This window comes from Pseudomonas sp. WPR_5_2 (assembly GCF_003634475.1).
GTDB classification, from domain to species: Bacteria; Pseudomonadota; Gammaproteobacteria; order Pseudomonadales; family Pseudomonadaceae; genus Aquipseudomonas; species Aquipseudomonas izuensis.
In genome coordinates this window covers 1,779,143-1,795,071 of sequence record NZ_RBLA01000001.1, presented here as the reverse complement: position 1 = coordinate 1,795,071, position 15,929 = coordinate 1,779,143, and the positions used below count along the sequence as shown (strand labels likewise).

Below are 15,929 nucleotides of genomic sequence, written 5' to 3'. Positions count from 1 at the left end.
TGAACGTACTCGCTTTTAGCTGTCTTGTCGGAATCCTTGATTTAGACGCGTCCCTCTCTGTCGCTCGGGACGTCAGGTATCCTTGGCAACAGTTTGTAACAATATGTGTGGAGAGATAGATAGGCAACAACTAGTTAGCTTGCTGTTTATATGTTTTTGCCATTTCACTGACGTGAAATGCTTTCTCAAGCGAATGAGAAACCTGTGGGAGCGAGCCTGCTCGCGAAGACGATAGATCAGCTGGCATTTATGTTGACTGGCACTCCGCTTTCGCGAGCAGGCTCGCTCCCACAATGTTCTATCGCATAATGGCTGGTCTTGGCGTTGGGCCAGGAGAGGGGGCGTGGGGATGCAAGATTTGTTGAAATGGCGGCTTTATGGTCTGGTGATTTTGATTGTCGCGTTATCCGCCTGCGACAACGGCGACTCCCTGGAAACCTTCGGCGGCCCGACCATGGGCAGCACCTATTCAGTCAAATACGTGCGTCACGCCGGTCTTCCCGCTCCTGCGCAGGTCCAGGTCGAAGTCGAAAAAATCCTGGCTGAAGTCGACCAGCAGATGTCCACCTACCGTAGCGACTCCGATATCGCACGCTTCAACCAATTACCCGCCAACCGTTGTCAGAACATGCCCGCGCCGATCCTCGAATTGGTCCGCGTCGGTGAGCAGCTGTCAGAGCAAAGTGAAGGTTCCTACGATTTGACGGTGGAACCGCTGCTCGATCTCTGGGGCTTTGGCCCCCAGGCTCGCGAAGAAAAAGTCCCGGCCGCCGAAGCGCTTGCACAAGTGCGCCAGCGGGTGGGCCACGCGCATTTGCGCATAGATGGCGATCAGCTGTGCAAGGACGCCGCCGTCGAAGTCGATTTCAACAGCATCGCCGCCGGCTACGCGGTCGACAGGATCGCTGCAAGGCTTGAAGCACTGGGCATTGGAAACTACCTCGCCGAAGCCACTGGCGAGCTCAAGGCGGCCGGCAAGAAACCCGATGGCTCGCCGTGGCGCATTGCCCTGGAAGAACCTCGCGACGACCAGCAAGTGGCCGAGCGCATCATTGCCGTCGACGGTTACGGCCTGTCCACATCCGGCGACTACCGAAATTTTTTCGAGCAGGGTGGGCAGCGTTATTCCCATACCTTCGATGCCCGTACCGGTGCGCCGGTCGTGCACGCACTGGCGTCCGTCACGGTGATTCATCCTTCAGCGTTGATGGCCGATGGCCTGTCGACGCTGTTGCTGATTCTCGGCCCGGAGCGCGGATGGGACTACGCAGAAAAACACGATATAGGCGCATTTTTTGTGATTCGTGCCGATACAGGTTTCGTCACACGCACCAGTCACGCTTTTGCACGCCTCAGTGGCGAAAAAACCGAGTGATGGCGGCGGTTCAAGCATTGAAAACTGGCGTTGTAGTGCAGGCAAAAGTAGCCTACGACGCGACCAAGGGTTAATGTGCGCGGCGTTGACGCTTCTATAGACTGTGTCCGGGTTCTGCACTGGCCCCAAATTGTTCCTTCACGCCACAGATCGGCGTGATTTAGCCGCAGGTGCCGATGGCGCCGCGGCCTGTTCTGAGGAGTACGCATGGCTGTCTACAACTACGACGTGGTGGTGTTGGGTTCCGGCCCGGCGGGAGAAGGCGCGGCAATGAACGCCGCCAAGGCAGGGCGCAAGGTGGCGATGGTCGATAGTCGTCGTCAGGTCGGCGGCAACTGCACCCACCTGGGTACCATCCCGTCCAAGGCACTGCGTCACTCGGTCCGGCAGATCATGCAGTTCAACACCAACCCGATGTTCCGGGCCATTGGTGAGCCGCGCTGGTTTTCGTTTCCGGACGTGCTGAAAAGCGCTGAAAAAGTCATCTCCAAACAAGTTGCTTCGCGTACCGGTTACTACGCCCGCAACCGCGTCGACGTATTTTTCGGCACCGGCAGCTTCGCCGACGAGCAAACCATCGAAGTGGTTTGCGCCAATGGCGTGGTCGAAAAACTGGTGGCCAAGCACATCATCATCGCGACCGGCTCGCGTCCGTATCGTCCGGCCGACATCGATTTCCATCACCCGCGTATCTACGATAGCGACACCATCCTCAGCCTCGGTCACACTCCGCGCAAACTCATCGTTTACGGCGCCGGCGTGATCGGTTGCGAATACGCATCGATCTTCAGTGGCCTGGGTGTGCTGGTGGAACTGGTGGACAACCGTGGCCAGTTGCTGAGTTTCCTCGACTCGGAAATTTCCCAGGCCCTGAGCTACCACTTCAGCAACAACAACATCACGGTTCGCCATAACGAAGAATACGACCGCGTCGAAGGCGTGGACAATGGCGTGATCCTGCACCTCAAGTCCGGCAAGAAGATCAAGGCCGACGCCTTGCTCTGGTGCAATGGCCGGACCGGCAACACCGACCAGTTGGGTCTGGAAAACATCGGCGTGAAGGTCAACAGCCGTGGCCAGATCGAAGTCGACGAGGCCTACCGCACCTGCGTGCCGAACATCTACGGTGCCGGTGACGTGATCGGCTGGCCGAGCCTGGCCAGTGCCGCCCACGACCAGGGGCGTTCGGCTGCTGGCAGCATCGTCGACAACGGTAGCTGGCGTTTCGTCAATGACGTGCCGACCGGCATCTACACCATTCCGGAGATCAGCTCGATCGGCAAGAACGAGCAAGAGCTGACCCAGGCGAAGGTGCCGTACGAAGTGGGCAAGGCGTTCTTCAAGAGCATGGCGCGTGCGCAGATCGCCGGCGAGCCGCAAGGCATGCTGAAGATCCTGTTCCACCGCGAAACCCTGGAGGTGCTGGGCGTGCATTGCTTCGGCTATCAGGCGTCGGAGATCGTGCACATCGGCCAGGCGATCATGAACCAGCCGGGTGAACAGAACACCCTGAAGTACTTCGTCAACACCACGTTCAACTACCCGACCATGGCAGAAGCCTATCGGGTAGCGGCGTACGACGGCCTCAACCGGCTTTTTTGAGCGGCTCCGGCCGGTGGCCTGAGCCGGCCGGGGAGACCGATTTCAGCAATTCTCGAGCGTGGCAGTGGCCAAACCGGGAAAGTCTGTAATCAGGCTGTCAACGCCGAAGTCGGCGAGTCTGCGCATCAGCGCGGGCTCGTTGACGGTCCACACCGACACATGCAGCCCTTGACGCTGCGCCCTTTGCAGGCGTTCCGGCGTGCACAGGGTCCAGTTCAGCGCCAGAATTTCACAGCCATAGCTGGCCGCGACCTTCAATGGGTCGAGCCAGGCGTACTCGGCCACCAGCCCGCGGGATACGTCCGGCACCAATTCCAGCGCGGCTTTGAGCACTTCGCGGGAGCTCGAGGTAATGGTCACCTTGTCCATCAGGCCATGACGCTGGACCATTTCACGAATCGCCAGCACGGTGGTCGCGGCACGCGTCCGTGATGCACTTTTGACTTCCAGCTGCCAGTGATCGAAGTCGCATTTCTCGAACAGTTCTTCCAGCGTCGGAATCGGGCAGGGTTTGATCCAGCCTGGACCACCCTTGCGTGCGTCATACGTCACAAGTTCGGCTGCCGTGTGTTCGACGACCTTGCCGCGACGGTCAGTGGTGCGCTTGAGTGTCGGATCGTGGATGACCATCAGTTCGCCATCTCTGGACAGGTGCAGGTCCAGTTCGCAACGGCGAACGCCGTGCTTGAGACATTCTTGAAAACTGGTCAGGGTGTTTTCCGGTGCTTCGCCCTTGGCGCCGCGGTGGCCGTAGATAAGGGTCACGGTTCTTCCTTAAATTAATTGCCTGATTCGAGTAGTTCGCGGGCCTGGCGTCGTTCCTGGGCCTGCTTCTGCAAGATGTAGCGGGCCAGCAGTTGCCGCTGGGCATCGGTCAGATGCTCGAACTCGGTGCCGACGTCGTAACCATCGCCCTTGCGATCGCAATGGGTGACGCGAGCGCGCAGCAACAGGCCCAGCGCTTGCGGCATGAGCACAAGCTTGACCGACAGGCGTGCACCGGCGGCAATCGGGACAGGGTGCTGGAAGTCGATGCCGCCTTCGGAAATGATGACCGGCTGCGGTTCGCCGATTTGCCCGAGTACGGTGAGTGCGATCACCTGACTGAGTAAATCAATGCGTTTGTTCTGGGATTTCAGGAATGCGGAGAGGTTGCGGTCACGCTCGCTGATCTGGCGCAACAGGTGTTGCGACTCGAATTCGCTCAGGTGCAATTCGCTAAGCACATTGAAGAGTGGGGAAGCATCCTGCAACACTTCCTGGCCTGCGGCTTCGGGAGCGGACAGGGGCCGAATTTCCAGTGCGATCGTGTCCTCGATACGGTAGTATTCGCGGCGATCTTCTTCATCTAATGTCGACATGGCGAACCCATGGTAGCGGCGGTGGTCTGAGTGTAAAGCTGGTTATCGACCCCCGCCACAAGGACGTTCCTTTTCCCTCCGAACAAGCCCCGACATGTTCAGACCTCTCTTCGTATTTATCGGCACGCGTTATACCCGTGCAAAGCGTCGCAATCATTTTGTGTCCTTCATTTCCCTGACGTCGATGATCGGGCTCGCCCTTGGCGTGGTCGTGATGATCGTGGTGCTGTCGGTCATGAATGGCTTCGATCATGAGATGCGTACCCGCGTGCTGGGCATGGTGCCCCACGCGACCATCGAGGCCGGCGAGCCGATCAGCGATTGGCAAGACCTCGCCGCGAAGGTCAAGCAGAACCCGCAGGTGACGGCCGTGGCGCCCTTCACCCAGATGCAGGGTTTGCTGACCAATAACGGCAAAGTCTCCAAAGTCCTGCTCAATGCCATCGACCCGGCGCTGGAGCGCCAGGTGTCGATCATTGATAACTTCATGCAGCAGGGCCGGCTCGATGACCTCAAGACCGGCGAGTTCGGCATCGTTATCGGCGACAAGGCGGCGGCCAAGCTTGGCGCGGCGGTCGGCGACAAGCTGACATTCGTGGCGCCGGAAGTCACCGTGACCCCGGCCGGAATGTTCCCGCGCATGAAGCGCTTCACCGTAGTCGGCATTTTCCATGTCGGCGCCGGCGAGATCGACGGCTACCTGGGCATCACCAATCTTCAGGATCTGGCGCGGCTGCATCGCTGGAAGCCGGATCAGGTCCAGGGCATTCGCCTGAAGTTCGACGATCTGTTCCAGGCGCCGCGCACGGCGTGGAGCATCGCCCGGGAACTGGGCGAAGACCGTTACTACGCCCGTGACTGGACCCGCACCCATGGCAACCTGTACCAGGCGATCCGCATGGAAAAGGCCATGATCGGCCTGTTGTTGCTGCTGATCGTCGCCGTTGCCGCGTTCAACATCATTTCCACGCTGGTAATGGTGGTGAACGACAAGAAGGGCGACATCGCGATCCTGCGTACCCTCGGCGCCACACCGGGCACGATCATGCGTACGTTCATGGTGCAGGGCACGGTCATCGGCGTGGTCGGCACGGCCATCGGCGCGGTGGTCGGGATCTTCGCCGCGCTGAATGTCAGTGCCGCGATCTCGGCGCTTGAAGGCCTGATCGGGCACAAGTTCCTCAACGCCGACGTGTATTTCATCGATTACCTGCCGTCGCAGGTGCAGGGCCAGGACGTATGGATGGTCTGCTCCGCGGCGTTGGTCCTGAGTTTCCTCGCCACCCTGTATCCAGCCTGGCGTGCCGCGCGCACCCAGCCTGCGGAGGCGCTACGTTATGAGTGAGTCGGGCATGAGTGATAAAGCAATCTTGAGCTGCCGGAACCTGGGCAAATCCTACGAGGAAGGCCCGGAATCGGTGGAGGTCCTGGCCGGTTTGCAGCTGGAGCTGCACCCGGGCGAGCGCGTGGCGATTGTCGGCAAGTCGGGATCGGGTAAAAGTACCCTGCTCAATTTGCTCGGCGGCCTCGATACACCGAGCAAGGGCAGCGTCTGGCTCGACGGGGAAGAACTCTCGGCGCTGAGCGAGAAAAAGCGCGGCCTGCTGCGTAACCGTGCCCTGGGCTTCGTGTACCAGTTCCACCACTTGCTGCCGGAGTTCACGGCGCTGGAAAACGTCTGCATGCCGCTGCTGATCGGCAAGACCGCGATCCCGGAAGCTCGCAAGCGAGCAACCGCCTTGCTGGAGCGGGTAGGGCTGGGCCATCGCCTGGAGCACAAACCGGCGGAGCTGTCCGGTGGTGAGCGCCAGCGCGTGGCCATCGCCCGTGCCCTGGTGAACAATCCAGGCCTGGTGATGCTCGACGAGCCGACCGGTAACCTCGACTCCCATACCGCCGAAGGCATCCAGGATTTGATGCTGGAACTCAGCACTTCGATGCGCACGGCGTTCCTGGTGGTGACTCACGATATGAACCTGGCCCGCCAGATGGATCGCGTCCTGCACTTGCAGGAAGGCTGCCTCACTCCCATCTGATTGGCTGAAACCCGATACCTGAAAAGGTGTCGGGTCTTTTATTTTTATACGGTGCCCCAGCGAATGTTCAGACCGTTATCGATCTTTATCGGCACGCGCTATACCCGCGCCAAGCGCCGCAATCGCTTTGTTTCCTTCATCTCGATGACTTCGATGATCGGCCTCGCCCTGGGCGTGCTGGCAATGATCGTGGTGCTGTCGGTGATGAACGGATTCCAGCGCGAAATGAGCTCGCGCATCCTCGGCATGGTGCCCCACGCGACCATCGTCGGCGTCAACCCGATTGACGACTGGCAGCCGGTTGCTGCAGCCGCGATGAAAAATCCGCAAGTCACGGCCGCCGTGCCGTTCACCGAAATGGAAGGCATGCTGTCCTACAAAGGCACGATGCAGCCGATCCAGGTCAGCGGCGTCGATCCGGCACTGGAAGGCCAGGTGTCGATTGTCGCCAAACACATCGTCCAGGGGCGGCTGGATGCCTTGAAGTCGGGCGAGTTTGGCGTGGTGATCGGCGAAATCACGGCGCGCCGCTTTCGTTTGAACGTCGGCGACAAGATCACGCTGATCGTGCCGGAAGTCAGCAACGCGCCGGGCGGCATTACCCCGCGTATGCAGCGCTTGAATGTGGTCGGCGTGTTCAAGGTCGGCGCCGAACTCGATGGCACGATGGCGCTGATCCACATGGCCGATGCCGCGCAGATGCAGCACTGGGAGCCGAATCAGGTGCAGAGCGTGCGCCTGGCGGTGAAGGACTTGTATGCCGCGCCACAAGTGTCGAGCGATATCGCCACGGGTTTGGGCGCCGCCTACAAGGCTGACGACTGGACCCACACCCAGGGCAGCCTGTTCAGCGCCATGAAGATGGAAAAAACCATGATCGGCCTGTTGTTGCTGATGATCGTCGCCGTGGCGGCGTTCAACATCATCGCGACCCTGATCATGGTGGTGAACGACAAGGGCGCGGATATCGCGATCCTGCGCACCATCGGCGCCACGCCGCGGGAGATCATGGCGATTTTCATGGTGCAGGGCACCGTGATCGGCATCGTCGGCACGTTGATTGGTGGTGTGTTGGGCGTGATCGCCGCGTTGAACGTCAGCGAGATGGTCGGCTGGATCGAGCGGGTCAGCGGCCAGCACATCTTCAGTTCCGATGTGTACTTCGTCAGCAACCTGCCGTCCGAGCTGCAGGGCGGGGATGTGCTGTTGATCTGTTCGGCAGGGTTCATCATGAGCTTTCTGGCCACCGTCTACCCTGCCTGGCGGGCGGCGAAGATCGAGCCGGCTACCGCTCTGCGGTATTCGTAAACAGATAGACCGCTTTCGCTGGCAAGCCAGCTCCCACATGGGGTTTGGGGTGATTGCAAATTCCATGTGGGAGCTGGCTTGCCAGCGAATAGGCCGGCCCTGCCAGCGAATAGGCCGGCCCTGCCAGCGAATAGGCCGGCGCTGCCAGCCTCAACTCCCTTTTGGTAACTCGATCACAAACCGCGTCCATCCCTGCTCCGATTCGCAACGAATCTGCCCGCCATGTGCCCGGATGATCGACCGGGTAATTGCCAATCCCAACCCCGCATGCTCACTGCTGCCTTCATGACGCGCCGGATCTACCCGGTAGAACCGGTCAAACAGGCGCGGCAGCACATCCTCGGAAATCCCGACACCGCTGTTTTCGACCGTCAGGCGCAAGCCTTTGGGCTGATCGATGATTCGGATCAAAATCTCGCCATCGGCCGAGGTGAAGCGCAACGCGTTGTCCAGCAGGTTGGACAGCGCCCGCCGTAACATGCTGCGGTCACCTTCCATGCGTCCAAAGCCTTCGCGGCTAAGCGTGACCCGGGCGTCTTCGGCCAGCGGTGCAAAAAACTCCAGCAGCACATCCACTTCCTCGGCCAGTTCCAGTGGTTCGCGCGAGGGCATCAACAGCCCGTGGTCGGCTTTCGCCAGATAAAGCATGTCGTTGACCAACTGCGCCATCCATTGCAGTTCTTCGAGGTTGCTGTGCAGTGCTTCGCGATAGTCTTCGATGGGGCGCGGGCGGGTGAGGGTGACTTGGGTATGGGTCAACAGATTCGACAGCGGTGTGCGCAACTCATGGGCTATGTCGGCGGAGAACGCCGACAACCGTTGAAAGGAATCGTCCAGGCGTCCGAGCATGGCGTTGAAGTGGTGGGCCATCTCCGCCAGTTCCGGCGGCATGTTTTCTTCCGGCAGGCGAGCATTGAGCGATTGCGCCGAAACACCGCTGGCCACGGCGCTCATGCGTCGCAACGGCCGCAAGCCGCTGCGGGCTGCCCAGGCTCCCAGCAGCGCGGTGGCCAGGGCCGACAAGCCTACCGTCAGCCAGATCAGGTGCTGCATGCGTTGCAGGAAATGCTGGTGATGGGTGATGTCCAGCAGCAGGGTCAGTTGCGGAGAGCCGGGCTTGTCAGTAAACAGAGGAGCATTGAGTACGCGGTAATCGGCACCGTCGTTGTTGATCGTCGATAGGCCGGGTTTTTGCGGGAGTCTGTCGGGCAGGTTCGCAGAGCTGTCGTACCAACGCTGGCCATCGCTGCCGGTGATGCGCAGCGACAGATCGGCTTGTCGGCTCAACTCGTCGGCCAGTTTGACTTCGCTGTCGCGGGATTGAATGTCGTGCAACGCCCGCCGCAAGCCGATCAACTTGCCATCGAGCAGTTGCTGATCGAGTTCAATGAAGTGCGCCTCGCTGGCACGGCTGAACAGGACCCCGGCGAACAGCGACACCACCGCCGTGCACGCCGCAAACAGCAGTGCCAGACGACTGCTTAACGAAAGCCGCTGCATCAGGCGCAGCGCTCTTCAAGTACGTAACCCATGCCGCGCACGGTGTGGATCAATTTGCTGGGGAATTCATCGTCGATTTTCAGGCGCAAACGGCGGATAGCGACTTCGATGACATTGGTGTCACTGTCGAAGTTCATGTCCCAGACCTGGGAGGCAATCAGCGATTTGGGCAGTACCTCGCCCTGGCGGCGCAGGAGCATTTCCAGCAGGGCGAATTCCTTGGCCGTCAGATCGATGCGCTGGCCGCTGCGCTCCACTCGGCGACGGATCAGGTCCAGGCGCAGGTCGGCCAGTTGCAGGCTGGTTTCCTGGGGCGCTGAACTGCCGCGGCGCAACAGGCTGCGTACCCGGGCCAGCAGTTCGGAAAAGGCGAAAGGCTTGACCAGGTAGTCGTCGGCACCGAGTTCCAGGCCGTGAACCCGATCCTCCACGGCGTCGCGAGCGGTGAGAAACAGTACCGGCGTGTCCAGGCCGGCGCTGCGCACCGCTTGCAGGATCTGCCAGCCATCGCGACCGGGCAGCATGACATCGAGAATCAGCAGGGCATATTCGCCGCTCAACGCCAATTGCTGGCCGGTGCTGCCATCAGCCACCAGTTCGGTATTGAAACCGGCCTCGGTCAGGCCCTGGCGCAGGTAGTGGCCGGTTTTCGGTTGGTCTTCGACGATCAGCAGTTTCATGGGCGACTCGGGTTTCTTGATGGAACGAAAGCTTTATACCGTGGGCGATGGCGGTGCAGGCCAACCTGACAAAGTTGTAATCTGGCTGTCAGGTTACGGGCAGCGGTGGCAGTTTAGAGTTTTCCACAGGCTGAACCTTATTTTGTTGGAGTACGACGATGTTTTTGCGCAAATCCGTGATGCTGGCCGCCTGTGTGTGGGCATTGAGTCCGCTGGCATGGGCGTCAGGAACGCATAGCTATGACTTCGGTCAGCCGGCGCCAGCCGCCAAGGCAACTCGCAGTGTCGAAGTAGTGATGGGTGACATGTCGTTCACCCCCAAGACAATCGACGTCAAGGCCGGGGAAACCGTGCGCTTCGTGCTGGTGAACAAGGGCCAGTTGCTGCACGAATTCAACCTGGGCGATGCGGCGATGCATGCCAGGCATCAGCAGGAAATGCTGCAGATGCAGCAAAGCGGCATGCTCACGCCTACAGGCGTGAAGGAAATGGACCACGGCGACATGGCCGGTATGGATCACAGCGCCATGGGACACGAGATGAAGAGCGGCATGAAGCACGACGACCCCAATAGCGTGCTGGTGGAACCGGGTAAGACCGCTGAGCTGACCTGGACCTTCAGCAAGGCGGCCAATCTGGAATTTGCCTGCAATATCCCCGGTCATTATCAAGCCGGCATGGTCGGCAAACTGACAGTCAGTCAGTAAGCACTCAAAGGCGGGAGCAAAGGCTGTTAGAATCCGCTGATTCTTCAGTCAGGTTTCCGCCATGCATCCCGCAGCCGAACACTCGCCGCTGGGCAAATCCAGCGAATACATCGCCACTTACACGCCGTCCCTGCTGTTCCCGATTCCGCGTACCGCGAAGTGGGCCGAGCTGGGCCTGACGGCTGAAACACTGCCCTACAAGGGTGTGGACTTCTGGAACTGCTTTGAACTGTCGTGGCTGTTGCCGTCGGGCAAACCAGTGGTGGCGATCGGCGAGTTCAGCATTCCGGCAGATTCGCCAAATATCATCGAATCGAAGTCGTTCAAGCTGTACCTCAACTCCCTGAACCAGACGCCATTCGCCGACACGGCGAGCCTTGAGGCGACACTGGTCAAGGACTTGTCAGCCGCTGCCGGCAAGCCGGTGGGCGTGCGCATTCGCAGCCTGAAAGATGTCGAAACCGAAGGCGTCGCGGCATTGCCGGGCGTGTGCATCGACGATTTGGACATCAGCGTCAGCAACTATGAGCACCCGCGCCCGGAATTGCTGCGTTGCGACGAGTCGCGCATTGTCGAGGAGAGCGTGCACAGCCATTTGCTCAAATCCAACTGCCCGGTGACCAGTCAGCCGGACTGGGGCAGCGTGGCGGTGGAGTATCGCGGTGCGGCGCTGGATCATGCCAGCCTGCTGGAATACATCGTCAGCTTCCGCCAACACTCGGACTTCCATGAGCAGTGCGTGGAGCGGATTTTTCTCGATCTGCAACGGTTGCTGAAACCGGAAAAGCTGACGGTGTATGCGCGTTATGTGCGCCGTGGCGGGCTGGATATCAATCCGTATCGCAGCACTGAAGAAGTGCAGTTGCCGAACCATCGCCTGGTCCGGCAATAAAAGTAATTCCTGTGGGAGCGAGCCTGCTCGCGAAGACGTCAGCACAATCGGCATTGATGTGACTGATACACCGCTTTCGCGAGCAGGCTCGCTCCCACGAGGGTGACATTCCAGGTCTCAGACATGAAAAAGCCCTGCCCTCAAATGGCAGGGCTTTTTTGTGTCCAGTGGGTTCAGATCCCCATGTTGCCCAAGGCTTGGGCTATGTTGCGCAGGGTACCGGCAAGGGTCGGGTGTTCGAGTTCGAAGCGCTCGACAGCGAGGTTGACGCCATCGGCGAGGCTGGCGTCCTGGGTTTTGGTTTCGAGCTCAAGCTTGAGTTCGATCTGTTGCATCAGCTCGTGCAGGTTGTCGCGCTCTGATTCGGACAGCGGCGGATTCTGTTCCAATTGCTCGCGCAGGGCATTGAGCTGTTCTTGCAGTTCGCGGGCAGGCATGGCGTTCTTCCTTTTCTCGAATGGCACTGGCATAGACCGCGGCGGTACGCCAAAGATCTATGGCTTCCCTTAGATTAATCCACTCGCGGCCAACCTGCATGCCTTCGTAGGTGTGAGGCGGCGATCAGGGCTTTTCGCCTTTGAGCCGGCGCAAGTTGATATCTGCCAGGCAGGTATCGAGTTCACCCAGGTGATCGATGACCGAATGCACGCCAAGGCCAAACAGCTGTACCGTTGCCTTGCCGCGCCGGATGTCCCGTTCCTGTTGGGACAGTGCTTGCCATTGCGTGGGCGAGAGCCCGCAAAGTGAGCCGCAGGATGCCAATCCGATCGTCCACAGTCCGGCGTTTAGCCCCGATTGCAGCAAGCGCGGTTCGCCGCTGACCAGTACGCAGCCATCCAGGCGCGAGACATTCAGCGTCATTAGCGCTTGCCAGCAGGCATTCGGTGCCGGCCAAGGGCTGATTGTTGCGGGGTGTTGCGAAGGTTTGATCCATTCCGGCAGCGCGCCGGCCAGGGAATGGCTGAGGGCAGGGGGCAGCTCATCGAGCCAGGCGCAGGGTATTTGTTGGCGCTGCAAGCTGTGCACACTGTCGAGGGCGCCCGGCGTTACTTCGGCGTATTCGGCCGAATGGTCACCCGTCAGGCGGGTACGCGCACCGAAATCCACCAGGCAGCCACTGAGGCCGAACAACACGGCGGTCAGGTTCGGCGCGGTTTGAGGCGAGGTTTCGGCATGCGGCATGTCAACGTCCCTGAAATAGCTTAAAGGCTAGGGATCGTCGATGACAGTTGCGTGACATGGGTGTGAATCGCTCACAATCGACAGGAATCATCCGCGCGCATGCGGGTGCAATGCTGCCTAAAATGGCGTTTCCGACTTATACTAGGTGTCTTTGCGTCGAGCCAAGCGCCCGGCGATGGTATGAACCAAGGAGTTTTTCTATGCGCTGGAGCAATCATCTCGCTCAGCTTTGTGTATGTGCCAGTGCGATGCTGGTTCCGTTTGTTGCCCAGGCAGCTTCGGAAGACGACCCTTGGGAAAGCATCAACCGCCCGATCTACAAATTCAACGACGTGATCGACACCTATGCACTGAAGCCTTTGGCTCAGGGCTACCAGTACGTGACGCCGCAGTTCCTCGAAGACGGTATCCACAACATGTTCCGTAACGTCGGCGATGTGACCAACCTCGCCAACGATATCCTGCAGGTCAAGCCAGCGGCGGCCGGTGTCGATACCGCACGTTTGATCTTCAACACCACCTTCGGCCTGCTGGGCTTCTTCGACGTCGGCACCAAAATGGGCCTGCAGCGCAACGACGAAGACTTCGGCCAGACCCTGGGTTATTGGGGCGTGGGCAGCGGTCCATACGTGATGCTGCCGCTCCTGGGCCCAAGTACCCTGCGTGACGCGCCATCGAAGTACGTCGATAGTTATACCGGCCCGTACCGCTACATCAATGACATTCCGGTGCGCAATTCGGCTTTCGGTCTGAACATTGTCGATACCCGAGCGAGCTTGTTGTCCTCGGAAAAGTTGATCACTGGCGACAAGTACACGTTCATTCGTAACGCTTACCTGCAAAACCGTGAATTCAAAGTGAAGGATGGCCACGTCGAAGACGATTTCTGATCCTGGCCGGTAGAACGAAAAAGGCAGCCTTCGGGCTGCCTTTTTTCGTCTGGTACGGGGTTACTTCATCTTGAGGATTGTAAGGCCTAGTTTCTGGCCGCCATCGTGCTGCTCTTTGACCCACACCACCTCGGTGTCGGCTTCCAGTCCTTTGAGCGCAGCGTGCTCGGATTCGATACGCACGCTGAGCCGATCACCTGACTCGAACAAGCGCGGCGCCTGCAGTTGCATGCCGCTGCTGGAAAGGTCCAGGCAGACGGCTGGCACCTCATCCCCCTCATGAATCAGCGACACATCGGCATCGACCCGCATGCGGATGAAGTCGCGCTTTTCGCTGTAGTCCCGACTGGTTTGACTCATGGCTATGATCCTTCCGTTGAGTTACGGTTTTGATGGTTCTTATAACTCCTGGTGCTTTGAGGAGTGTAGACGTCAAGCGACCATCGGCGTGAGCTTGAAACGCCTCGCGGATGGGAGTACCGTCTGCGCCTTAGAAGGGCACCTCTGGTGTACCTGTGTGTAGGGCAAATGCTCGAAAACGGTGCGACAGAGAGGCTAGAAAGCGAATCCAGTAGTATGAGCCGGGCCAAAACCCGAGCCGCTACGCCAACCTAATTCTGGCGCCGTTTGCCCACATGCCAAAAACCAGTGCCACGCTGCTGATAATCGATGATGACGAAGTAGTGCGCGCGAGCCTCGCCGCCTATTTGGAAGACAGTGGTTTCAGCGTCTTGCAGGCCAGCAATGGCCAGCAGGGTCTTCAGGTATTCGAGCAAGACAAGCCCGACTTGGTCATCTGCGATCTGCGCATGCCGCAGATGGGTGGACTCGAACTCATTCGCCAGATTACCGAGCTGTCGCCGCAAACGCCGGTGATCGTGGTGTCCGGGGCCGGAGTGATGAATGACGCGGTCGAGGCGTTGCGTCTCGGCGCGGCGGATTACCTGATCAAACCTCTCGAAGATCTGGCTGTGCTCGAGCACTCTGTGCGTCGGGCCCTGGATCGCGCGCGCCTGCTGCTGGAAAACCAGCGTTACCGCGAGAAGCTGGAAAAGGCCAACCGCGAGCTCGCCGCCAGCCTGAACCTGCTCCAGGAAGACCAGAACGCCGGTCGACAGGTGCAGATGAACATGCTGCCGGTCAGCCCCTGGGCCATCGACGAGTTCAAGTTTGCTCACCAGATCATCCCGTCGCTGTACCTGTCGGGTGATTTTGTCGACTATTTCAGGGTCGACGAGCGTCGGGTTGCGTTCTACCTGGCGGACGTTTCAGGTCACGGCGCCTCTTCAGCCTTCGTCACCGTGCTGCTGAAGTTCATGACCACGCGCTTGCTGTTCGAGTCAAAGCGCAGCGGCACCTTGCCTGAATTCAAGCCTTCAGAGGTGCTTGGTCATATCAACCGGGGCCTGATCAGTTGTAAGCTGGGCAAACACGTCACAATGGTCGGTGGAGTCATCGACGAGGAGACAGGTTTGTTGACCTATAGCATCGGCGGTCATTTGCCGTTGCCCGTGTTATACACACCCGACAGTGTTCGTTATCTGGAAGGGCGTGGCCTGCCGGTAGGCCTCTTCAATGAAGCCACCTACGAAGACCACGTGCTGGAGTTGCCCCCGACGTTCAGCCTGACGCTGATGTCTGATGGCATTCTGGACCTTTTGCCAGAACCCACACTCAAAGAAAAAGAAGCTGCATTGCCCCAAGGGGTCAAGGCAGCGGGCGGCAGCCTGGATGGTCTGCGGCAGGTTTTTGGATTGGCCACGCTAGGGGAGATGCCGGATGATATCGCCCTGTTGGTGTTGAGCAGGAATCTTTAATGAGTACCGGTAGAATCCAGTTCGCCGAGCAGGACGGCACCTTCGTCCTCAAGTTCGTCGGTGAAGTTCGCCTGACCCTGTGTTCGGCGTTGGATGCGACTATTGAGAAAATCTTCACCGCGATGAATTTCAACGCGATCGTGATTGATTTGACCGAAACCCGCAGCATCGACAGCACCACCCTTGGCCTGCTGGCCAAGCTGTCGATCCTGTCGCGGCAAAAGGTCGGCCTGCTGCCGACCGTCGTCACCACCCACGAAGACATCACCCGCCTGTTGCAATCCATGGGCTTCGAGCAGGTGTTCAACATCGTTGACCAGCCTGTGGCGTGTCCAGAATGCCTGGATGACTTGCCGGATCAGGATCAGTCCGAAGAAGTGGTGCGGATCAAGGTGCTTGAAGCACACAAGATCCTCATGGGCCTGAACGATTCCAATCGCGAAGCGTTCCATGACCTGGTGAATGCGCTGGAGCGGCATTGATTTCTTGATGTGATGTGGGCCGGACTGGCCCTTTCGCGAGCAGGCTCGCTCCCACAGGTCTTTTGTTTCTACACTAATTTGGCTGCACCCCAAGTCC

Annotated in this window: 17 protein-coding genes; 10 read left to right on the top strand and 7 right to left on the bottom strand. The window is 59.4% G+C overall.

Features of this window, described 5'->3' with window-relative positions; all coding sequences use genetic code 11:
• Positions 1 to 349: 349 nt before the first annotated feature.
• Both BJ917_RS07965 and sthA read left to right on the top strand, forming a co-directional pair.
• Positions 350 to 1,375 (top strand): FAD:protein FMN transferase, encoded by a 1,026-nt coding sequence (locus BJ917_RS07965; protein ID WP_121102989.1) that lies wholly within the window; start codon positions 350 to 352, stop codon positions 1,373 to 1,375.
• A gap of 207 nt (positions 1,376 to 1,582) precedes the next feature.
• The gene (sthA, locus tag BJ917_RS07960; RefSeq protein ID WP_007972111.1) at positions 1,583 to 2,977 is read left to right on the top strand and encodes a Si-specific NAD(P)(+) transhydrogenase; all 1,395 of its coding nucleotides are present in this window, start codon (positions 1,583 to 1,585) and stop codon (positions 2,975 to 2,977) included.
• A 42-nt stretch (positions 2,978 to 3,019) separates the two neighbouring features.
• Here the strand turns inward: sthA and BJ917_RS07955 are convergent, their stop codons facing one another.
• Both BJ917_RS07955 and BJ917_RS07950 read right to left on the bottom strand, forming a co-directional pair.
• Entirely contained in the window at positions 3,020 to 3,742 is a 723-nt protein-coding gene (locus BJ917_RS07955) for a glycerophosphodiester phosphodiesterase (protein WP_096512641.1), read from the bottom strand.
• A 14-nt stretch (positions 3,743 to 3,756) separates the two neighbouring features.
• The gene (locus BJ917_RS07950; RefSeq protein ID WP_096512640.1) at positions 3,757 to 4,338 is read right to left on the bottom strand and encodes a PilZ domain-containing protein; all 582 of its coding nucleotides are present in this window, start codon (positions 4,336 to 4,338) and stop codon (positions 3,757 to 3,759) included.
• A gap of 94 nt (positions 4,339 to 4,432) precedes the next feature.
• Between BJ917_RS07950 and BJ917_RS07945 the strand changes: the two genes are divergently transcribed.
• The 3 genes from BJ917_RS07945 to BJ917_RS07935 all read left to right on the top strand — a co-directional run bounded on the left by BJ917_RS07945 (position 4,433) and on the right by BJ917_RS07935 (position 7,682).
• The gene (locus BJ917_RS07945) at positions 4,433 to 5,683 is read left to right on the top strand and encodes a lipoprotein-releasing ABC transporter permease subunit (RefSeq protein ID WP_096512639.1); all 1,251 of its coding nucleotides are present in this window, start codon (positions 4,433 to 4,435) and stop codon (positions 5,681 to 5,683) included.
• A 7-nt stretch (positions 5,684 to 5,690) separates the two neighbouring features.
• Positions 5,691 to 6,374 (top strand): lipoprotein-releasing ABC transporter ATP-binding protein LolD, encoded by a 684-nt coding sequence (lolD, locus tag BJ917_RS07940; protein WP_172901624.1) that lies wholly within the window; start codon positions 5,691 to 5,693, stop codon positions 6,372 to 6,374.
• A gap of 63 nt (positions 6,375 to 6,437) precedes the next feature.
• Positions 6,438 to 7,682, top strand: a complete 1,245-nt coding sequence (locus BJ917_RS07935) for a lipoprotein-releasing ABC transporter permease subunit (RefSeq protein ID WP_121102987.1) — start codon at positions 6,438 to 6,440, stop codon at positions 7,680 to 7,682.
• Between the two features lie 150 nt (positions 7,683 to 7,832).
• On the opposite strand, the gene BJ917_RS07930 is transcribed toward BJ917_RS07935, so the two are convergent.
• Positions 7,833 to 9,182 (bottom strand): heavy metal sensor histidine kinase, encoded by a 1,350-nt coding sequence (locus BJ917_RS07930; RefSeq protein WP_121102985.1) that lies wholly within the window; start codon positions 9,180 to 9,182, stop codon positions 7,833 to 7,835.
• A complete protein-coding gene (locus BJ917_RS07925; RefSeq protein ID WP_121102983.1) occupies positions 9,182 to 9,862 on the bottom strand; it encodes a heavy metal response regulator transcription factor in 681 nt (226 codons plus the stop codon). The genes BJ917_RS07930 and BJ917_RS07925 overlap by 1 nt, the downstream gene beginning before the upstream one ends.
• 158 nt (positions 9,863 to 10,020) lie before the next feature.
• Here BJ917_RS07925 and BJ917_RS07920 point away from each other — a divergent pair, with 158 nt between their 5' ends.
• The gene (locus BJ917_RS07920) at positions 10,021 to 10,569 is read left to right on the top strand and encodes a plastocyanin/azurin family copper-binding protein (RefSeq protein WP_096512634.1); all 549 of its coding nucleotides are present in this window, start codon (positions 10,021 to 10,023) and stop codon (positions 10,567 to 10,569) included.
• Positions 10,570 to 10,630: 61 nt separating this feature from the next.
• A complete protein-coding gene (gene queF / locus BJ917_RS07915) occupies positions 10,631 to 11,461 on the top strand; it encodes an NADPH-dependent 7-cyano-7-deazaguanine reductase QueF (RefSeq protein WP_121102981.1) in 831 nt (276 codons plus the stop codon).
• A gap of 173 nt (positions 11,462 to 11,634) precedes the next feature.
• On the opposite strand, the gene BJ917_RS07910 is transcribed toward queF, so the two are convergent.
• Together BJ917_RS07910 and BJ917_RS07905 are read right to left on the bottom strand one after the other, a co-directional pair.
• Positions 11,635 to 11,898 (bottom strand): DUF4404 family protein, encoded by a 264-nt coding sequence (locus BJ917_RS07910; protein ID WP_096512632.1) that lies wholly within the window; start codon positions 11,896 to 11,898, stop codon positions 11,635 to 11,637.
• Positions 11,899 to 12,022: 124 nt separating this feature from the next.
• On the bottom strand, positions 12,023 to 12,643 hold the full coding sequence (locus tag BJ917_RS07905) for a phosphatase (RefSeq protein WP_096512631.1): 621 nt from the start codon (positions 12,641 to 12,643) through the stop codon (positions 12,023 to 12,025).
• Between the two features lie 200 nt (positions 12,644 to 12,843).
• On the opposite strand from BJ917_RS07905, the gene BJ917_RS07900 reads away from it, so the two are divergent.
• The gene (locus BJ917_RS07900; protein WP_096512630.1) at positions 12,844 to 13,533 is read left to right on the top strand and encodes a VacJ family lipoprotein; all 690 of its coding nucleotides are present in this window, start codon (positions 12,844 to 12,846) and stop codon (positions 13,531 to 13,533) included.
• A 60-nt stretch (positions 13,534 to 13,593) separates the two neighbouring features.
• On the opposite strand, the gene BJ917_RS07895 is transcribed toward BJ917_RS07900, so the two are convergent.
• Positions 13,594 to 13,893, bottom strand: coding sequence for a PilZ domain-containing protein (locus BJ917_RS07895; RefSeq protein ID WP_121102979.1), 300 nt, complete (start codon positions 13,891 to 13,893; stop codon positions 13,594 to 13,596).
• Between the two features lie 275 nt (positions 13,894 to 14,168).
• Here BJ917_RS07895 and rssB point away from each other — a divergent pair, with 275 nt between their 5' ends.
• Positions 14,169 to 15,350 (top strand): two-component system response regulator RssB, encoded by a 1,182-nt coding sequence (rssB, locus tag BJ917_RS07890; protein ID WP_121102977.1) that lies wholly within the window; start codon positions 14,169 to 14,171, stop codon positions 15,348 to 15,350.
• Complete coding sequence (gene rssC, locus BJ917_RS07885) at positions 15,350 to 15,832, top strand: anti-sigma factor antagonist RssC (RefSeq protein ID WP_096512627.1); 483 nt, start codon at positions 15,350 to 15,352, stop codon at positions 15,830 to 15,832. The genes rssB and rssC overlap by 1 nt, the downstream gene beginning before the upstream one ends.
• Positions 15,833 to 15,929: the final 97 nt, after the last annotated feature.

Excerpts from the sequence above, each read along its gene's own strand:
- BJ917_RS07965 (WP_121102989.1), top strand. The coding sequence starts at position 350 with ATGCAAGATTTGTTGAAATGGCGGCTTTATGGTCTGGTGATTTTGATT.
- sthA (WP_007972111.1), top strand. The coding sequence starts at position 1,583 with ATGGCTGTCTACAACTACGACGTGGTGGTGTTGGGTTCCGGCCCGGCG.
- BJ917_RS07950 (WP_096512640.1), bottom strand. The coding sequence starts at position 4,338 with ATGTCGACATTAGATGAAGAAGATCGCCGCGAATACTACCGTATCGAG.
- BJ917_RS07945 (WP_096512639.1), top strand. The coding sequence starts at position 4,433 with ATGTTCAGACCTCTCTTCGTATTTATCGGCACGCGTTATACCCGTGCA.
- lolD (WP_172901624.1), top strand. The coding sequence starts at position 5,691 with ATGAGTGATAAAGCAATCTTGAGCTGCCGGAACCTGGGCAAATCCTAC.
- BJ917_RS07935 (WP_121102987.1), top strand. The coding sequence starts at position 6,438 with ATGTTCAGACCGTTATCGATCTTTATCGGCACGCGCTATACCCGCGCC.
- BJ917_RS07930 (WP_121102985.1), bottom strand. The coding sequence starts at position 9,182 with ATGCAGCGGCTTTCGTTAAGCAGTCGTCTGGCACTGCTGTTTGCGGCG.
- BJ917_RS07925 (WP_121102983.1), bottom strand. The coding sequence starts at position 9,862 with ATGAAACTGCTGATCGTCGAAGACCAACCGAAAACCGGCCACTACCTG.
- BJ917_RS07920 (WP_096512634.1), top strand. The coding sequence starts at position 10,021 with ATGTTTTTGCGCAAATCCGTGATGCTGGCCGCCTGTGTGTGGGCATTG.
- queF (WP_121102981.1), top strand. The coding sequence starts at position 10,631 with ATGCATCCCGCAGCCGAACACTCGCCGCTGGGCAAATCCAGCGAATAC.
- BJ917_RS07910 (WP_096512632.1), bottom strand. The coding sequence starts at position 11,898 with ATGCCTGCCCGCGAACTGCAAGAACAGCTCAATGCCCTGCGCGAGCAA.
- BJ917_RS07905 (WP_096512631.1), bottom strand. The coding sequence starts at position 12,643 with ATGCCGCATGCCGAAACCTCGCCTCAAACCGCGCCGAACCTGACCGCC.
- BJ917_RS07900 (WP_096512630.1), top strand. The coding sequence starts at position 12,844 with ATGCGCTGGAGCAATCATCTCGCTCAGCTTTGTGTATGTGCCAGTGCG.
- BJ917_RS07895 (WP_121102979.1), bottom strand. The coding sequence starts at position 13,893 with ATGAGTCAAACCAGTCGGGACTACAGCGAAAAGCGCGACTTCATCCGC.
- rssB (WP_121102977.1), top strand. The coding sequence starts at position 14,169 with ATGCCAAAAACCAGTGCCACGCTGCTGATAATCGATGATGACGAAGTA.
- rssC (WP_096512627.1), top strand. The coding sequence starts at position 15,350 with ATGAGTACCGGTAGAATCCAGTTCGCCGAGCAGGACGGCACCTTCGTC.